Source organism: Halomonas sp. DP5Y7-2 (genome assembly GCF_019802025.1).
GTDB lineage: Bacteria > Pseudomonadota > Gammaproteobacteria > Pseudomonadales > Halomonadaceae > Halomonas > Halomonas litopenaei_A.
The window spans coordinates 73965-88487 of record NZ_JAHVHY010000001.1 but is presented as its reverse complement, the minus strand read 5'-3'; the positions used below and the strand labels follow the sequence as shown (position 1 = coordinate 88487).

Genomic DNA, 14523 nt, shown 5'->3' with positions numbered 1-14523 from the left:
TCTCTTGTCGTGGGCCGTCAGCCGCTAGCGGGCCGACGCTTGTCTGATGGTGCGCGCCAGCCCCCTTTGACCTCACGTCACCTATGTCACGACAGTGATGGGGCCATGATCGTCACAGTGATCCCCATGAGGGTGGTGCAGGTGGCCATCGACGAGGTAGTCGATATGATCCCCATGAGGCACCGGTTCATGACCGCATCCGGGGCCATGCACATGATCTGCGGCATGGCCTGAACACTGGTGGTGCGGCGTGCAGTCTGCCGGGTTTTGATCAGTTACCTCGATAGTGTGCTCATCCACGTGGTCGCCGTGCATGTGGTGCAGGTGCCCGTCGTGCAGGTAGTCGATGTGCCCGTTATGTTCTATCGCCGTGTGACCACACCCAGGCCCGTGCTGATGCTCATGATGTGGGTGCTTGTTGCAGGTCGTCATGGCGTTGTCCTCGTAGTGGTTGAGACTGTTTAGCTTAGGCTGCGTTCAAGGGGGCGGCCACTGACCTCCGTCATGCTTTGATGGACGTCGGCTCTCGCCTTTCGTCCCTCGTCTCTCACCAAAGAGGCGTCAGTGGTAGGTTGGGCGGCGTTCGACACGTATGTCCAGGCGCTCTCGGGGCATCGTGTCGCCCTCTAGGTGACACGCTGCTGGCAGCGGCAAGGCGGGTGGCTCGGTTGAAGATGTGGCTGAGTGACCCCATATGGTGAGCCTTCTATCTATTTCCCCTGACACCCACACCAAGGATCCCTCATGGCCGAACCGGCTCTGTCCATTCGAGGCCTGACCAAGGTCTACGGCAATGGTTTCAAGGCTCTCAAGGGCATCGACCTCGATGTTCAGGAGGGCGATTTCTACGCGCTGCTGGGACCCAACGGCGCCGGCAAGTCCACCACACTGGGCGTGGTCTGTTCGCTGGTGCAAAAGACCGCGGGCCAGGTATCGATCTTCGGCATCGATATCGACAAGGACTTTGCCCGTGCCAAGTACCACCTCGGGGTGGTGCCCCAGGAATTCAACTTCAACCAGTTTGAGCGAGTCATCGATATCGTGCTGGCGCAGGCGGGCTACTACGGGATGTCCCGGCGCGAAGCGCTGCCGCGGGCAGAGAGCCTGCTCAAGGACTTGAGCCTGTGGGACAAGCGCAACGGTAGTGCGCGCATGCTGTCTGGCGGGATGAAGCGGCGGCTGATGATTGCGCGGGCGCTGATGCATCGACCCAAGCTGTTGATTCTCGATGAGCCGACCGCCGGCGTGGATATCGAGCTGCGCCGCAGCATGTGGGAGTACATGCGTCGCATCAACCGGGAGGAGGGCACCACCATCATCCTCACCACCCACTACCTGGAAGAGGCCGAGAGCCTCTGTCGCAACGTGGGCATCATCAACCACGGGGAAATCGTGCGTAACACCAGCGTGAGAGAGCTGCTGGCGGAGCTGGACACCGAAACCTTCCTGCTCGACCTGGCAGAGCCGGTGTCCGAGGCACCGGCCATCGAGGGCTTCGAGGTGGGCAAGGTCGACGATGCCCAGCTGTCGGTCGTGGTCCATCGTGGGCAGTGCCTCAATGACGTGTTCGACGCGCTGAAACGGGATGGCATCAAGGTGCTGTCGATGCGCAATCGTGCCAACCGGCTGGAGGAGATGTTCGTCTCCATGGTGGAAAGCGGCAATGCAGACAAGGAGATGCGTGGATGAATCCGAGCCAGATAGCGATCGCCCTATGGACCCTGGTGATCAAGGAAATTCGTCGCTTTACCCGCATTTGGCCTCAGACGCTGTTGCCGCCGTCGATCACGATGACGATGTACTTCATCATCTTCGGCAACCTGATTGGCTCGCGTATTGGCGAGATGGACGGCTACAGCTACATGGACTTCATCGTGCCAGGGCTGATCATGATGTCCGTGATCACCAACAGCTATTCTAACGTGGCGTCGTCGTTTTTCTCCAACAAGTTTCAGCGTAGTGTCGAGGAAATGATGGTGTCGCCGATGCCCAACTGGGTGATGCTGGCGGGCTTCATTCTGGGCGGCATGGCTCGTGGGCTCGGGGTTGGCATCATCGTCACCGGGGTGTCGCTGTTCTTTACCCGGATCGAGGTCGCGCATCCTCTATTGACCATCGGCGTGGTCATTCTGACCGCGGCACTGTTCGCCACGGGCGGTTTTATCAATGCGCTGCTGGGCAAGAAGTTCGATGACATCTCCATCGTGCCGACCTTTGTGCTGACGCCGCTGACCTACCTCGGCGGGGTGTTCTACTCGATTTCCCTGCTGCCGGACTTTTGGCAGGGGGCGTCGATGCTCAACCCGATCCTGTATATGGTCAACGTCTTCCGCTACGGCTTTCTTGGGGTGTCGGATATCCCGGTGGGCTGGGCCCTGACCGCGATCTTTGGCTTTATCATTGGTCTATTCGCCATTGCCTTGTGGATGCTGGAAAATGGCAAGGGCATTCGTAGCTAGCGCCGCGTCATCGCGGCGTTTGCCGTGATCCTTTTCTTGGTTCTTTTGTGTTCAGGTAGCGTGCATGAGTCACTCGTCCGATCATCCTCACCATCGCCCCGCGACCTTGGCCGACGCCCCGCTGGGACGAGAGTCGGCCTACCCCGACCAGTACGATCCGGGGCTTCTCTTCCCCATCGAGCGGGCGGCCAACCGTGCGCCCCTGGGCATCGCGGAGGATGCACTGCCATTCGTGGGAGAAGACGAATGGCACGCCTTCGAGTTGTCCTGGCTGACGCCCAAGGGCAAGCCATGCGTTGCCGTGGCGCGCTTTCGACTGCCAGCGAGCTCACCACGTCTGATCGAGTCCAAGTCGTGGAAGCTGTACCTCAACAGCCTGAACCAGACGCGCTTGAGTTCGCGCAGTGAACTCATCGCGACCCTGGAGCGGGACCTTGGCGAGGCGGCAGGAGCGGCGGTGAGCGTTGAGATTCTCGACGTCGAGGATGAGCAGCTGTCACCGCGCCGCCTGCCGGGTGAGTGTATCGACGACCGGGATATCGAAATTGCTCGTTATAGCCCCAGCCCCGATCACCTGACGGTGAGCGATGAGATTGTCGAGGAGACGCTGACCTCGCACCTGCTCAAGTCCAACTGCCCGGTCACCGGACAGCCCGATTGGGGCAGCGTCATGATTCGCTACCGTGGGCCCAGGCTCGATAGAGATGGTCTGCTGCGCTACATCGTCGGTTACCGCCAGCATCAGGACTTTCACGAACACTGTGTCGAGCACATGTTCGTGGACCTGATGGAGAGGGCCCGCCCAGAACGCCTGCTGGTGTTGGCGCGCTACGTGCGACGCGGTGGTCTGGATATCAGCCCCTGGCGCGGCACCCCCGGCGAGACGCCTCCCACGCCGCTGCGCCTGGCGCGGCAGTGACCGGCCGCACGCAGTGGATGCGGCGCCCTAGATCGCGGGGATAGATCGCGGCGATAGATGGTGCCGCAGGGACAATACCTGAGTGGTCTGGTAGGGTAATGCGAAAGCGTCTCAACCATTGAATTGTGACAGGGCATTCGCCCTCTGGAGTGACACGATGGATGCCATGACCTTGCTGCATGAACGCAGCTCCATGGGCAAGCTGGCGGGGCCTGCTCCGTCCCGTGAGCAGCTCGATGCCATGTACCGAGCCGCGCTGCGCGCGCCGGATCACAAGGAACTCAGGCCTTGGCGCTTTATCGAGTTCTCCGGTGAAGGCCTCGACCGACTAGGCGAGCTGTTCGCCGAGGCCGAGTTTCGCGAAGACCCCAAGGCGACCGACGAGTGCCTCAACAGCGCACGGATGAAACCCAAGCGCGCACCGATGATCATCGGCGTCGTCGCCAAGGTGGACCCGGACGTGCCCAAGGTACCGAAGATCGAGCAGGTGATTTCCGCAGGGTGCGCCGCCCACGGTATCTTGCTGGCCGCTCATGCCCAGGGGCTTGGCGCCATGTGGCGCAGTGGCAAGTACGCCTTCGACGACACTGTGCGCAAGGGGCTCAGGCTGGGAGAGCACGATGAGCTGGTCGCCTTCATCTACCTGGGCCAGCTGGGTGGTCGTCACAAGCCCATTGCCGAGCACCGGGTAGAGGATTACGTCGAGGTATGGGACTAAGCGCCGTTGCGCTTGGGTCAGCTGACACGGGACGCACGTTCATGGATGACATGACAAGACAGGTTGGCCACGCGCATCCCCGTCCAGCGCTGCCGCCGACAGGTGTGCCGGAAGACCTGAACGGTTTTCTTGACTGGCTGGGGGAGGCCATCCCCCTGATGGGATCGCTTGGCATCCAGCGCATGCGGAAAGAGGGTAACGCTCTCGTGTGGGAGCTGGATCTGCGTCCCAACCTCAATGACAAGGGCACCGGTTTTGGCGGTTCGTTGACCGCTCAGACCACCCTGCTGGGCTGGTGCTGGACGACGCTGTGGCTTAGGCGTCGCGGGATCAACCAGGATGTGGTGGTAGCGCAGGCTAGCCAGCGCTTTGTGGCGCCGGTGACCGGGGACTATCACTTGATCTGCCGGCCGGAAGAGCCGGGCGACGACCGAGCAATGCTCGACAGTGCTATCGCCGGGGAGACATCGCCCGAAGATGCGCTGGAGCGTCGCCTGGCCGAGCGAGGGAAGGGGCGAATCGCCCTGGTCCAGGAGCTGTGGTGTGGTGAAACGCTGTGCCTTGAGGCGCGTGGTGACTACGCGGTGCTGCCCAGCGAGCCGCCAATCGCCGTCTAGGCACCGAACCGATCTCCCATACGGGCAAAGTAGCAAAAAACGGCTTGCAATCGAGAACTTAAGGCGATAAAGTATGCGCCGTCTTGAGGGATAAGCACCGCGCAACGCGGGCAACGTGTTCTTCAAGATGACAATGCGGAGGGGTGTCCGAGTGGTCGAAGGAGCACGCCTGGAAAGTGTGTAAGTCGAAAGGCTTCGAGGGTTCGAATCCCTCCCCCTCCGCCACGAATTGATGAAAAGCCCGCTGAGAGATCAGCGGGCTTTTTCTATATGGGTGGTGTTTACCCTGATCTTGTTTACCTGCTCTTGGAAACTGTCATCTGTTGACCTGGCACGCGAGGTGGACCCGGGGACTTGAGCCAAGGGCTAAGCCTGCATCGTCCCGCCCCAGAGATCCTGAACACGAGCAGTGAACGGCGGCTATTTAGCTGATGCTGCCTGGAGCGTATCGTCAGCGCCCCACGAGAGCGAAGGGATTCCCCGTTTCGCACCAAGCACCAAGCACCAAGCTCTGATCAGATCGAACATGTGTTCCTGTTCGACCGCGCGTTAGGAATTTTTCTCAAGCATGGCTCCTGCAGCGCTATAGTGTTTGGTGTGAAACCTGCTCATCAGTGCCGGGATAGAGACATGCATGTCAAAAGGCTTGGGCGACTGAGATGCGTTCTAATGGGCGGCCTGTGGCTCGTGATGGGGCTGCTGGCGAGGGGAGCGGAGGCAGGCTGCCCACAAGGGCAGGAAGCCTTCACCTCCTGCCAGATGGAAGGCCTCGGTACCGAAGTCTTCGTGTGTTTTGATAACCAGACTGCCACCTACAGCTACGGCCCGATTGGCGGGCCAGCGGATCTCACTCTGTCAGAATCCATTGAACGCGTTGATTTTGAGCCATGGTCGGGGCTTGGCAAGGCGATCAGCGAGTCAGTCACCTTCTTCAATCAAGATTACGGTTACAACGTTGTGGGCGGCTTTGACCGTCCGTTTTCTGAGGAGGAGATGCAGCGTCCGATAAGGCGCTTTGGGTGGGTTGAAGTGACCGAGGGGGGCGAGCGGATCGCCCGCCTTGAGTGCATCCCTGAGACAGTAAGCTATGGCTTTGGCGGCGGGCTCCATGATGTCAAAGTGGCCGCCGGCCAGACGTGGGATTGGGACTCCCAGACCTGGATATCGGATGCTGTTTCATCGGCCTCCATACCGCTTCTGCTAAAAAACCATCAATATAGCGACGAATTTGATTGCCTTCCCCCATCGGAGCTTCGCCTCAATGGGATAAAGATGGGCGCGCCAGTGGGCGCACTCAGCAAGTTCGGAACACCGAAAGCCACCGACGCAACCTCGTTCAGTGATGAGCCAATTGACCGGATAGCCCTGATTGGCGCGAATATCGATTTTTTCCAAGATGTCGTTGTCAATATGTCCACCATCTCGCCGAATTGGCAGACGCCCTCAGGGATCAGGGTTGGTCTGACCCGTGGGGAAGTGATCCGCATTCTTGGACGCGTGCCCTCAGGATATACCGCCAGATCGCAAAATTTCGTTATCCCGGCCTGCCCCGACATTCCCGATACCCATTCTGAGGATGCTTACCGGGAATGGTTTGCTCTGATCGAATTCGGACAGGACAAGCGCGTGAACCGAGTCGTCTTATTGACGTCAACAGAATAGATGACCGCGCAGCGTCAGATACGCGCTTCGGCGGTCTCAATGACACAGTGCGGCACGTGACCCATCAAGGTCTACGATGCCGGCCTACCGGCCTCGTCGGACGCGACATTGGCCTCGCCAGCGTCCCTAGCTGCCCCCGGACGGGGCTCTTCGAGGTGTTGATCTACTTACTGCGCAGGTACTGGTCTCCGCGACGGATAGCCAGCACACATGAAGTGTACGTCTCTAGCGACTCACGCCGGCAGATTTCACATGAGGCCATCTACACCGCGCTGAAGTGCCCCCCCTCCCAAGCTGCACAGGCAATAGCGCAGCTATCGGGAGGGTGAAATCAGCAACGAACCTCCCGTCGACCCCTGAACTGTGAACGACGAACAGGGATACTCAAAAAGCTGTGGTTACTGACATCTTGAAAGGCAAGGTCACTGTCGCTAAATGGCGCGCCAATACGATTTTACCGCCTCCTAGCTCTGAGATGGATCGATAAGCTCTAGTGCAGTGTGAAGACCGGGTGAGAAGTCGTTGAAGGATGTCCGCAAGCAGCACGACGCTGCACCGCGGTAGACCAACGCCGAGCAGGCCTGAGGCCATCGGCGCCCGGCCGGCCGAAGGGTTGGATGCTTCCAGGTGATAGACGGGCGGGAGCCGACATCAACGATCAGGCGGGAAGAATATAAGCGCCCTGTGCGATGGCGCAGGGCTCGCTTTCGCTGTCATCCATCCACACTGATACGCTGCCGATCATGGTTCTGCCTCCGCTCTTGTTGAGGTCGGCCCGGGCGATGATCCGCTGGCCGACAGCCGGCGACAGATAGCGAATCGCCAGGTCAGAGGTCAACGCCATGGCCTGTGGCGTTTCACGGCCAGCAGAAGCCAGAAACCACAGTGCCGCGTCTGCAGCGGCAAACAGGGCTGGGCCACACACATAGCCACCGGGCCGCAGGTCCTCTTCTCGCACCTCGACCGTGGCAATCGCGTGGCGCTCGGCAAGCTCGAGACAGGTAAACGGACAGCTTGGCCAGTGTGTTGCCAGCATGCGGTTGATATCGTCAGCGGTGGTCATGGCGATGGTCTCGTTGTGAAGATGATCCTGAACAGCGCCTACGATACACACTGGCCAAGGGCTGTCACTATGGCGTCGCTAAACACCTGCAGCGATGAGCCACGTCGGGTCGAGTTCAAGTGCGCACATCGGAGGAAAAGCGTGCCGCATTTTCTTTGAGAAACTCGCTTTCGTCGGCGTCACCCCAGAAGGCGGGCTGTGCCTTCGGGATGGTCAAGGCCTTCTGAATCTTGGGGCGCGCATCGAGCCGCTCGAACCAGGCCTTCAGGTGGTCGAGACCCTCGACCGACACCTTGGCCCAGACGTAGGCGCGTGCCCAGGGATAGGTCGCCATGTCGGCGATGGTGTATTGATCCCCCGCCAGCCACTCTCGGCCTTCCAGGCGGGTGTTCAGGACCTCCAGCAGGCGACGGGACTCATCCACGTAACGCTTGATGGAGAAGGGTTCCTGCTGGCCGTTGGGGGCGGCGATGCGCTGGAAGTACATGGCCTGGCCCATCATCGGACCGATGCCCCCCATCTGGAACATCAGCCACTGCAGCGTTTCGCTGCGGGCCTTGGCCTCTCTGGGCAGGAACTGGTCGTACTTCTCGGCCAGGTACCACAGGATGGCGCCACTCTCGAACACGGCGAAGTCGTCATTGCCTCGGTCGACAATGGTGGGAATGCGCCCGTTGGGGTTGAGCTTGAGATAGTCGGGCGCCTTTTGCTCCTTCTTGCCGAAGTCGATGAAGGTCAATTCGTAGGGCACCTCCGCCTCTTCGAGAAAGATGACCGGCTTGTAACCGTTCATGGTGGCGGCGGTGTACAGGTGAATATCCGGCTGTGACATAGGGAACGTCCTCATGGGGTAACGCGATGTAGGGCGTTGCTCGCCGGGCCCGCTACCCTCGTGCATCGGGCCCGACGCGCATTTCCTGTTGCCTGTGGACGGTCACATCTGACGGTCCCAAAGGCTCTCCTGGTAGCGCTTTACGTCTTCCTCGAATCGTGCGGGATGCACATTACGGAAGGCATGCTCGTCCAGCGGGATGAGGCGCACCATCTCATCGATCATGGATGAGGGGTCAAGCTGAAGGTCGTCCCCGGCGAACAGTTGCTGGGTCTCTCGGATCGGCGCCTCAGGGGTGAAGTTTGTCTCTGGGTCGTACCACTGGTCGAGGGTGTCGTACATGCGGTCGTTGAAACCGGTGCGGAAGGGGCCCGGGTTGATGGTGGCGACCTTCACGCCCAGCGGTGCCAGTTCTTCGTGGAGCAGCTGGGAAATACCTTCCAGGGCATGCTTGGACGCGACATAGGGCGCGAGGTACGGGAAGGTAGTGAAGCCGGCAATGGAAGATACCAGCACGATCTTGCCCTGGCCGCGGCTGGCAAAGGTCTTGGCGTAAGGCTGGACGAACTCGAGGGTCGAGAAGACGTTCGTTTCGAAGACCTTGCGCACGCGCGACACGGGGATTTCGGCGATGGGGCCGGTCTCGCCGATTGCCGCATTAGCCACCACAACATCCACCGCGGCGCCGTAGCGCGCAAAGATGCTGTCGCGATCCTGAGCATCGGTGATGTCGAGCTTTTCGACCTCCAGGCGAACCCCCAACTGCTGCGCCCTCTCTTTCAGGGCCGATACCTGTGGCCAGATCTCCACCGTGGCAATGACCCGGTGTCCTTGCTGCGCCAGTCCCAGTGCGGCACCTTCCGCCAGACCGCTGCCGGCCCCTGTCATCAGAATGGTTTTCATCGTCTCTCTCCTCGAGATAAGTGGGGTTACGCCAGGTCGTCGCGATCCAGGCGTTCGAAAATGATGGCCTCGACGGAAGTCGCGCCAACGTTGGTCACCTGGTGGGCCCAGGCCTCGTTATGCATGACGTCCCCTGCTACCACGTCACGCTCTACGACATCGCCGCTTTCCAGCGCGATGCGCAGGCGGCCGGCAGAAAGGAAGTAGACGATCTCTTCGGGATGGCGGTGAGGCGCATCGGCGGCGCCGGGGGCCATGGTCATGTGTACCAGGCGTGTCTCACCGGTGTTGATGAGCTCGCGGTAGAACTCCGGAGAGGCCTGGTCGGCCAGCGGAACCGGGTGCCCAGCGTCAGGCCATTGAGGTGTTGTCATGGGGGAGTCTCCTGAAGGTGACGGAGGCATCAGCCGAAGACGCGCTCGAGGTGAGCATCGAAGCGCGCGAGGTCGCTGTCGATGTCGGGGTTCTTCATCACGTCGAAGGCGCCGAAGGTCGGCAGTGGGCTCATGTCGAAGAAGCGTGCGTTCAGATGCACGGGGGCGACCAGGTCATCCAGCGACTTGCCGGCGAAGAAGGGTTCCTCGGGGTCATCAAAGGCTTCGGATGGCGCATTGAGGGTGACGCTGAGCATGTAGTCGGTGTCGGTCAGGGTACCGCCCAGCCCATAGTTCTCCTTCGGCTTCTCGGCGGTGCGGCCGTCGCCGTTGCACAAGCGGCCATCCATGCCGGCGGTGTAGACCTCATCCATGTATTTCTTGAAGGACCAGGGCACCATCATCCAGTTGATCGGGAACTGCATGATCACCACGTCGGCCCACTGGTGGTCGGCAATGGCCTCCTCGACGTCATACCCTTCGGCGATGCGACTGACGCGGACCTCGTGGCCCTTGCTGGAAAGCCAATGACGAGCGCGCTCAGCCAGGCTGTCGTTGAGTGTGCCCTTGGCAAATGGATAGGGCTGGTGACCGTTTATGATCAGTACGTTACGCATAAAAATCTCCGTCTTGAGTGGCAATGAGTCATGGATCTGCAGGCTCTTCAGGAGTTAAGATGAAGCGGGCGGTATATAAAAACAACTAGTATACTTTTGGTAACCTGGTAGCTGGACAGCAGCGTGACATCCCGGCGGACGTGTTGACGCCTTGTAAGAGACGTCTTGGAGGCGACGCGCTGGTGGAAGGCGCCCTGGTAGAGGAGAGCGGCCAAGGCGCCGTCAACGCCACGATTCGAGCGGGGGCTGGGTAGGTACACAGGAGATAGGAAAGTGGAAGCGTCTGTGACGGAAGATTCGAAAGGCCGGCGTCGTGTCGCGGCGCCCTGTCTGGAGCCGTGTGCCATCGAGAAGGGCATGCGTGTGCTTGGCGGCAAGTGGACAGGATCCTTGCTGTGGCACATCAACGAAGGGCCGGTGAGGTTCAATGACCTTGCTCGCATGGTGGGGGGCGCCAGCAAGAAGATGATCACCGAGCGCCTGCGTTTTCTCGAGACAAAGGGACTGATCTCCCGGCACGTGCGCGAGACGTCGCCGGTCGTGGTCGAATACGCGATCACGCCACTTGGCGAGACGGCCATCAAGGTGCTCGATGAACTGCGTGAATGGAGCGAGTCATTGCCGGAAGGGGTCGTGGACCAATGATGAGGGTGTCTCCGGGCCGCTCTCGCGGGGTGTCGGGCGTTCCCACCGCACGCTCCGGGACCCAAGGCGGGACACGTCAGTGACCAGAATGATCCAGTCAGTGTCGCGCAGCTTTCTGCTGCTCGAGGCGTTGCGACGCGCCGACAAGCCGCAGACATTGGCCCATCTCAGCGCTGAGGTGGGCTTGGGCAAGACCACCGTTCACGGGTTGCTGAATACCCTGGTGGCATTGGGCTACGTCCGGCGCCTGGCCGAGGGCTACTGGCTTGGGTTGCGTCTTGACGAGCTGGCTGAGCCATTGGCACAGGAGCGTGAGCAACTGCGTCATCATTACCGCGGACTACTGGAAGAAGCCGCGGCGCTGAGTGATGAGACGGTCTATCTGGCCGCGCCCTGCGGCAGCCAGCAGTACCTGTATCTCGAGGCCGTGGAGGGACGGCAGCCGCGGCGTGTCCAGAGTCCGCGAGGACGCCGGGAGTCGCTGCGGCATTCGGCGATCGGCCATGTCTTCCTGGCCAACGATGACGACCTGCTGCGCCAGGTCAGGCGCGATGGCCCCCTGACCGATGCGCAGGAGGCCCGGCTTCGGGAGGTCAGCCTCCAGGGCTTTGCACTGGACCTTGAAGCCGTGGAGGCAGGTCTTTGTTGCCTGGCGATTCCGCTGCGCCAGCGCGGAGAGTGCGTGGCCGCTTTGGGCATGGCGGGTCCCTCATCGCGCTGGACGCAGGCGCAGCTGAGCCGGTTGGCGAAGCAACTTCTAGCGCGCTGACCCTCCTGTACTCCTCGCCGTTCGACATTGTCGAATCTTGATCGGCATCCGCCGCTCTCCCCTGTGCCTGCCTGCGCGGCATCGGCATGCTCCTCATCGCGTCGACGACGACGCTGCTCTTGTCTGTATTCATGAGGAGAATGACATGCAACTTGACGATGCCCAACACGTGATTGCAGGGATTCGCGAGGCTGCTGCCGCTGAAGGGTTTGCCGTCTCGCTGGCCATCGTGGACGCCAGCGGGCTCCAGGTCGCCTTCGAACGCATGGATGGCGCGGTTCCCGGCAGTATCGATGTCGCGATCAAGAAGGCGCGCACGGCCTCGCTGTTTCAAACCGACAGTGCACAACTCGGTCAGATCGCCGCTCCCGGCGAGGCCGTCTATACCCTGGAAAACACCAACGGTGGCCTGATCAGCTTTGGCGGCGGCGTGGTACTGCGCGATGCACAACAGCGCGTGGTCGGGGCCGTCGGTGTAGCCGGCGCAACCGTCGAACTGGACGAGACCCTTGCCCAGCTGGGGCCGCGCCTGATGGCACGGGAGGCGGCATGATGCGCGGCCAGCATCCTGCCGTGCTGGCACTGGCGGTGGCTGCCTTTGCCATCGGCATGGCGGAGTTCATCGTGGTCGGGGTGCTGCCCACCATCGCCAGTGATCTGGGCGTCACCCAGGATCGCGCCGGTGCTCTGGTGAGTGGCTATGCGCTGGCCTTGGCGGTCGGTACGCCGATGCTCATGCTGACCTTGTCCCGCTTCCCGCCGCGTCGGGTGCTGACGGGGCTGATGGCGCTCTTCGTGGTCGGCAATCTGTTGGCGGTCATCGCCCAGGACTTTACCAGCCTGATGTTCGGCCGAGTGATCACGGCCGTGGCGCATGGTGCCCTGTTTGCGCTAGGGGCGACGGTGGCCAGTCGGCTGGCGCCACAAGGGCAGGCAGGTAGTGCCATTGCGCTGATGTTCTCGGGGCTGACGCTGGCCATGGTGATTGGTGTACCTGTCGGAAGCCTGCTGGGTAACGGCGTGGGGTGGCGGGTTCCCTTTGTGGTGATTGTGGTACTGGCGAGCATGGCGCTAGTCGCGCTGTGGCGTTGGGTGCCGGCGCATCTTGACGCTCAGCCGACAGGCAGTTGGCGAGAGCAGCTGTCAGCGCTCGGCCATCCGGTCATCGTGGTGACCATGGCGCTGACGGCGGTGGGCTTCGGGGCGACCTTTCCGCTGTTCACCTACATCAGTCTCTGGCTGACCGAGCAGTCGGGTTTCTCCACGCATATCGCCAGTGGACTGCTGATCGTCTTCGGTGGCGCGACCCTGGTTGGCAACCTGATGGGCGGTCGAATGGTCGGCGCCATGGGATGGCGGCGCACCGCCGCCTGGCTATTGCTGGGGCTGGCGGCGATCCTGGCAACCATCCATGCCTGGGGACAGATAAGCGCGTTGATGCCGATATGGCTGGCGGTGTGGGGTGCCTTGGCTTTTGGTCTGTCGCCCGCGTTTCAGTCAGGCATGCTGGCGTCTGCCGAACAGCATCGGCCGCGGGCGGTGGCGTTTGCCTCGGCGCTCAATATCTCGTCGTTCAATATCGGTATCTCGGCCGGTTCCGCCGCGGGCAGTGCGCTGGTCGCAAGGGAGGCGCTGGCACTCACGCCATTGGCCGGAAGCGGTCTGGCGGTGCTGGCGCTGGGCATCCTGTGGCTTCAGGGCAAGGTGAACCGCTCTCGTGTTGTCGAGGCGGCGGCGTGATGGAGTCGCCATTTCACCCGCCCCCGCCCCCTTGGTGAAGGGGCGGGGGCGGGTATGCTCTTGCTCGTTGCGCCTCTATCAGGCGTCGACTGGGTCGATCAAGCGAATGTCGGCATGGGTGACCCAGTCTACCGTGGCGTCGCGAAAGCGTGCCATGTGTGGAGTCTCCATGTGGGCTTCCAGTGCCGCACGGGAGGACCAGGTTTCGATGACGGTGACCGTATCGCTGCGCGCGGTGTCGTCATGGGTCAGGCCTCTTGGGGCGTCGATGGCCGGCTGATAGCGCAGGCAGCCCTCTTCCTGTTGAACCGTTGGGGCTACCTCAAGCAATGCATCCAGCACGTTCTGGGCGTTGCCCGGGGTTGTGGTGATCGTCGCAATGACCCACAGCATGGTGACACTCCTCTGGTCTTGATCTGGTGGACGGGCCCCGGCCGGATTGTCGGGGCCGTAAAGCGCTCAAGGAAATACGGCATCAATGCCTGCACGGATGAGTCGCTGCGTCGCCCACTGCGCGAAGGCTCTACCTGACAGCATCGAGGCCTTGGATGCTGGGCTTCGGGCGCTGACGCGTCGTTCCGCACGGCTAATGACGGCAGCGTTTGCTCAGGCCTCGGTGGTCGAGAACAGCGCGAGCAAATGTTCGCGATATTCGGCGACATGGGTATCGATCGCGGGCGCCTTGATCACGTCGTTGGCGAGGTAGGTGGGCAAGCCTTGCATGCCGAGGAACTCCATCGCCTTGTGGACCGGGAAGTAGACGCCGTCGACGCCCTTGCCCTCGAAGAAGTTGCCTTCCTCATCGAAGGCTTCTCTGGGCGCATTCCAGGTCAATGACAGCATATAGCGGCGCCCCTGCAGCAGACCGCCACTGCCGTACTGGAGAGACGGATCCTTGCGCGAGCGGCCATCGCTGGCGTAGAGGCTGCCATGGCCTTCGGTTAGTACTTCGTCCAGGTAGCGTTTCACGATCCACGGCGGCCCCATCCACCAACCAGGCATCTGCACGATGATGGTGTCTGCCCACAGCCACTTGTCGATTTCGGCCTGAAGGTCGTAACCCTCGTCGATGCGGGTCTCCTGAATCTGGTGACCCAGCTCAGCGAGGACGCCTCGGCCCGCGTCATGCAGAGTGTCGTTGTAGCGGCCGCCGGAGTGAGCGAACGCCTTGCCGCCGTTAAGCATCAGAATGTTCATGGACTGTC

Annotated in this window: 17 protein-coding genes and 1 tRNA gene; 11 read left to right on the top strand and 7 right to left on the bottom strand. The window is 61.4% G+C overall.

The annotated features are described in order from the left end of the window. Positions 1–744: 744 nt before the first annotated feature. The 7 genes from KUW18_RS00380 to KUW18_RS00350 all read left to right on the top strand — a co-directional run bounded on the left by KUW18_RS00380 (position 745) and on the right by KUW18_RS00350 (position 6375). Positions 745–1689, top strand: coding sequence for an ABC transporter ATP-binding protein (locus KUW18_RS00380; RefSeq protein ID WP_206942721.1), 945 nt, complete (start codon positions 745–747; stop codon positions 1687–1689). After that, the gene (locus KUW18_RS00375; RefSeq protein WP_206942720.1) at positions 1686–2459 is read left to right on the top strand and encodes an ABC transporter permease; all 774 of its coding nucleotides are present in this window, start codon (positions 1686–1688) and stop codon (positions 2457–2459) included. The genes KUW18_RS00380 and KUW18_RS00375 overlap by 4 nt, the downstream gene beginning before the upstream one ends. A gap of 64 nt (positions 2460–2523) precedes the next feature. Beyond that, positions 2524–3378, top strand: a complete 855-nt coding sequence (gene queF, locus KUW18_RS00370; RefSeq protein WP_222560544.1) for an NADPH-dependent 7-cyano-7-deazaguanine reductase QueF — start codon at positions 2524–2526, stop codon at positions 3376–3378. Positions 3379–3535: 157 nt separating this feature from the next. Then, positions 3536–4096: a nitroreductase family protein gene (locus tag KUW18_RS00365; protein ID WP_222162019.1), complete on the top strand. Its 561-nt coding sequence runs from the start codon at positions 3536–3538 to the stop codon at positions 4094–4096. A 41-nt stretch (positions 4097–4137) separates the two neighbouring features. Then, positions 4138–4713: a YiiD C-terminal domain-containing protein gene (locus KUW18_RS00360; protein WP_409995502.1), complete on the top strand. Its 576-nt coding sequence runs from the start codon at positions 4138–4140 to the stop codon at positions 4711–4713. Between the two features lie 137 nt (positions 4714–4850). After that, positions 4851–4938, top strand: a tRNA-Ser gene (locus KUW18_RS00355). 444 nt (positions 4939–5382) lie between these two features. After that, complete coding sequence (locus KUW18_RS00350) at positions 5383–6375, top strand: hypothetical protein (RefSeq protein WP_222483793.1); 993 nt, start codon at positions 5383–5385, stop codon at positions 6373–6375. Positions 6376–7033: 658 nt separating this feature from the next. On the opposite strand, the gene KUW18_RS00345 is transcribed toward KUW18_RS00350, so the two are convergent. The 5 genes from KUW18_RS00345 to KUW18_RS00325 all read right to left on the bottom strand — a co-directional run bounded on the left by KUW18_RS00345 (position 7034) and on the right by KUW18_RS00325 (position 10164). Then, positions 7034–7438, bottom strand: coding sequence for a PaaI family thioesterase (locus KUW18_RS00345; protein ID WP_206942712.1), 405 nt, complete (start codon positions 7436–7438; stop codon positions 7034–7036). Positions 7439–7553: 115 nt separating this feature from the next. Continuing rightward, positions 7554–8270, bottom strand: coding sequence for a glutathione S-transferase family protein (locus KUW18_RS00340; RefSeq protein WP_222483794.1), 717 nt, complete (start codon positions 8268–8270; stop codon positions 7554–7556). 102 nt (positions 8271–8372) lie between these two features. Next, on the bottom strand, positions 8373–9173 hold the full coding sequence (locus tag KUW18_RS00335) for an SDR family oxidoreductase (RefSeq protein ID WP_222483796.1): 801 nt from the start codon (positions 9171–9173) through the stop codon (positions 8373–8375). A 26-nt stretch (positions 9174–9199) separates the two neighbouring features. Then, a complete protein-coding gene (locus KUW18_RS00330) occupies positions 9200–9547 on the bottom strand; it encodes a cupin domain-containing protein (RefSeq protein WP_172977712.1) in 348 nt (115 codons plus the stop codon). A 29-nt stretch (positions 9548–9576) separates the two neighbouring features. After that, complete coding sequence (locus KUW18_RS00325; RefSeq protein WP_222483799.1) at positions 9577–10164, bottom strand: NAD(P)H-dependent oxidoreductase; 588 nt, start codon at positions 10162–10164, stop codon at positions 9577–9579. 273 nt (positions 10165–10437) lie between these two features. Between KUW18_RS00325 and KUW18_RS00320 the strand changes: the two genes are divergently transcribed. The 4 genes from KUW18_RS00320 to KUW18_RS00305 all read left to right on the top strand — a co-directional run bounded on the left by KUW18_RS00320 (position 10438) and on the right by KUW18_RS00305 (position 13318). Continuing rightward, on the top strand, positions 10438–10809 hold the full coding sequence (locus KUW18_RS00320) for a winged helix-turn-helix transcriptional regulator (RefSeq protein ID WP_222483801.1): 372 nt from the start codon (positions 10438–10440) through the stop codon (positions 10807–10809). 88 nt (positions 10810–10897) lie between these two features. Continuing rightward, positions 10898–11578 carry an IclR family transcriptional regulator gene (locus tag KUW18_RS00315; RefSeq protein WP_224851834.1) on the top strand — a complete coding sequence of 227 codons (681 nt, stop codon included), beginning with the start codon at positions 10898–10900 and terminating at the stop codon, positions 11576–11578. 145 nt (positions 11579–11723) lie between these two features. Continuing rightward, the gene (locus tag KUW18_RS00310) at positions 11724–12131 is read left to right on the top strand and encodes a GlcG/HbpS family heme-binding protein (protein WP_222483802.1); all 408 of its coding nucleotides are present in this window, start codon (positions 11724–11726) and stop codon (positions 12129–12131) included. Continuing rightward, positions 12128–13318: an MFS transporter gene (locus KUW18_RS00305; RefSeq protein WP_222560543.1), complete on the top strand. Its 1191-nt coding sequence runs from the start codon at positions 12128–12130 to the stop codon at positions 13316–13318. The genes KUW18_RS00310 and KUW18_RS00305 overlap by 4 nt, the downstream gene beginning before the upstream one ends. 78 nt (positions 13319–13396) lie before the next feature. Here KUW18_RS00305 and KUW18_RS00300 read toward each other — a convergent pair whose 3' ends face one another. Further along, a complete protein-coding gene (locus tag KUW18_RS00300; RefSeq protein ID WP_222483803.1) occupies positions 13397–13711 on the bottom strand; it encodes a putative quinol monooxygenase in 315 nt (104 codons plus the stop codon). Positions 13712–13924: 213 nt separating this feature from the next. Then, positions 13925–14515 carry an NAD(P)H-dependent oxidoreductase gene (locus KUW18_RS00295; protein ID WP_222162038.1) on the bottom strand — a complete coding sequence of 197 codons (591 nt, stop codon included), beginning with the start codon at positions 14513–14515 and terminating at the stop codon, positions 13925–13927. Positions 14516–14523: the final 8 nt, after the last annotated feature.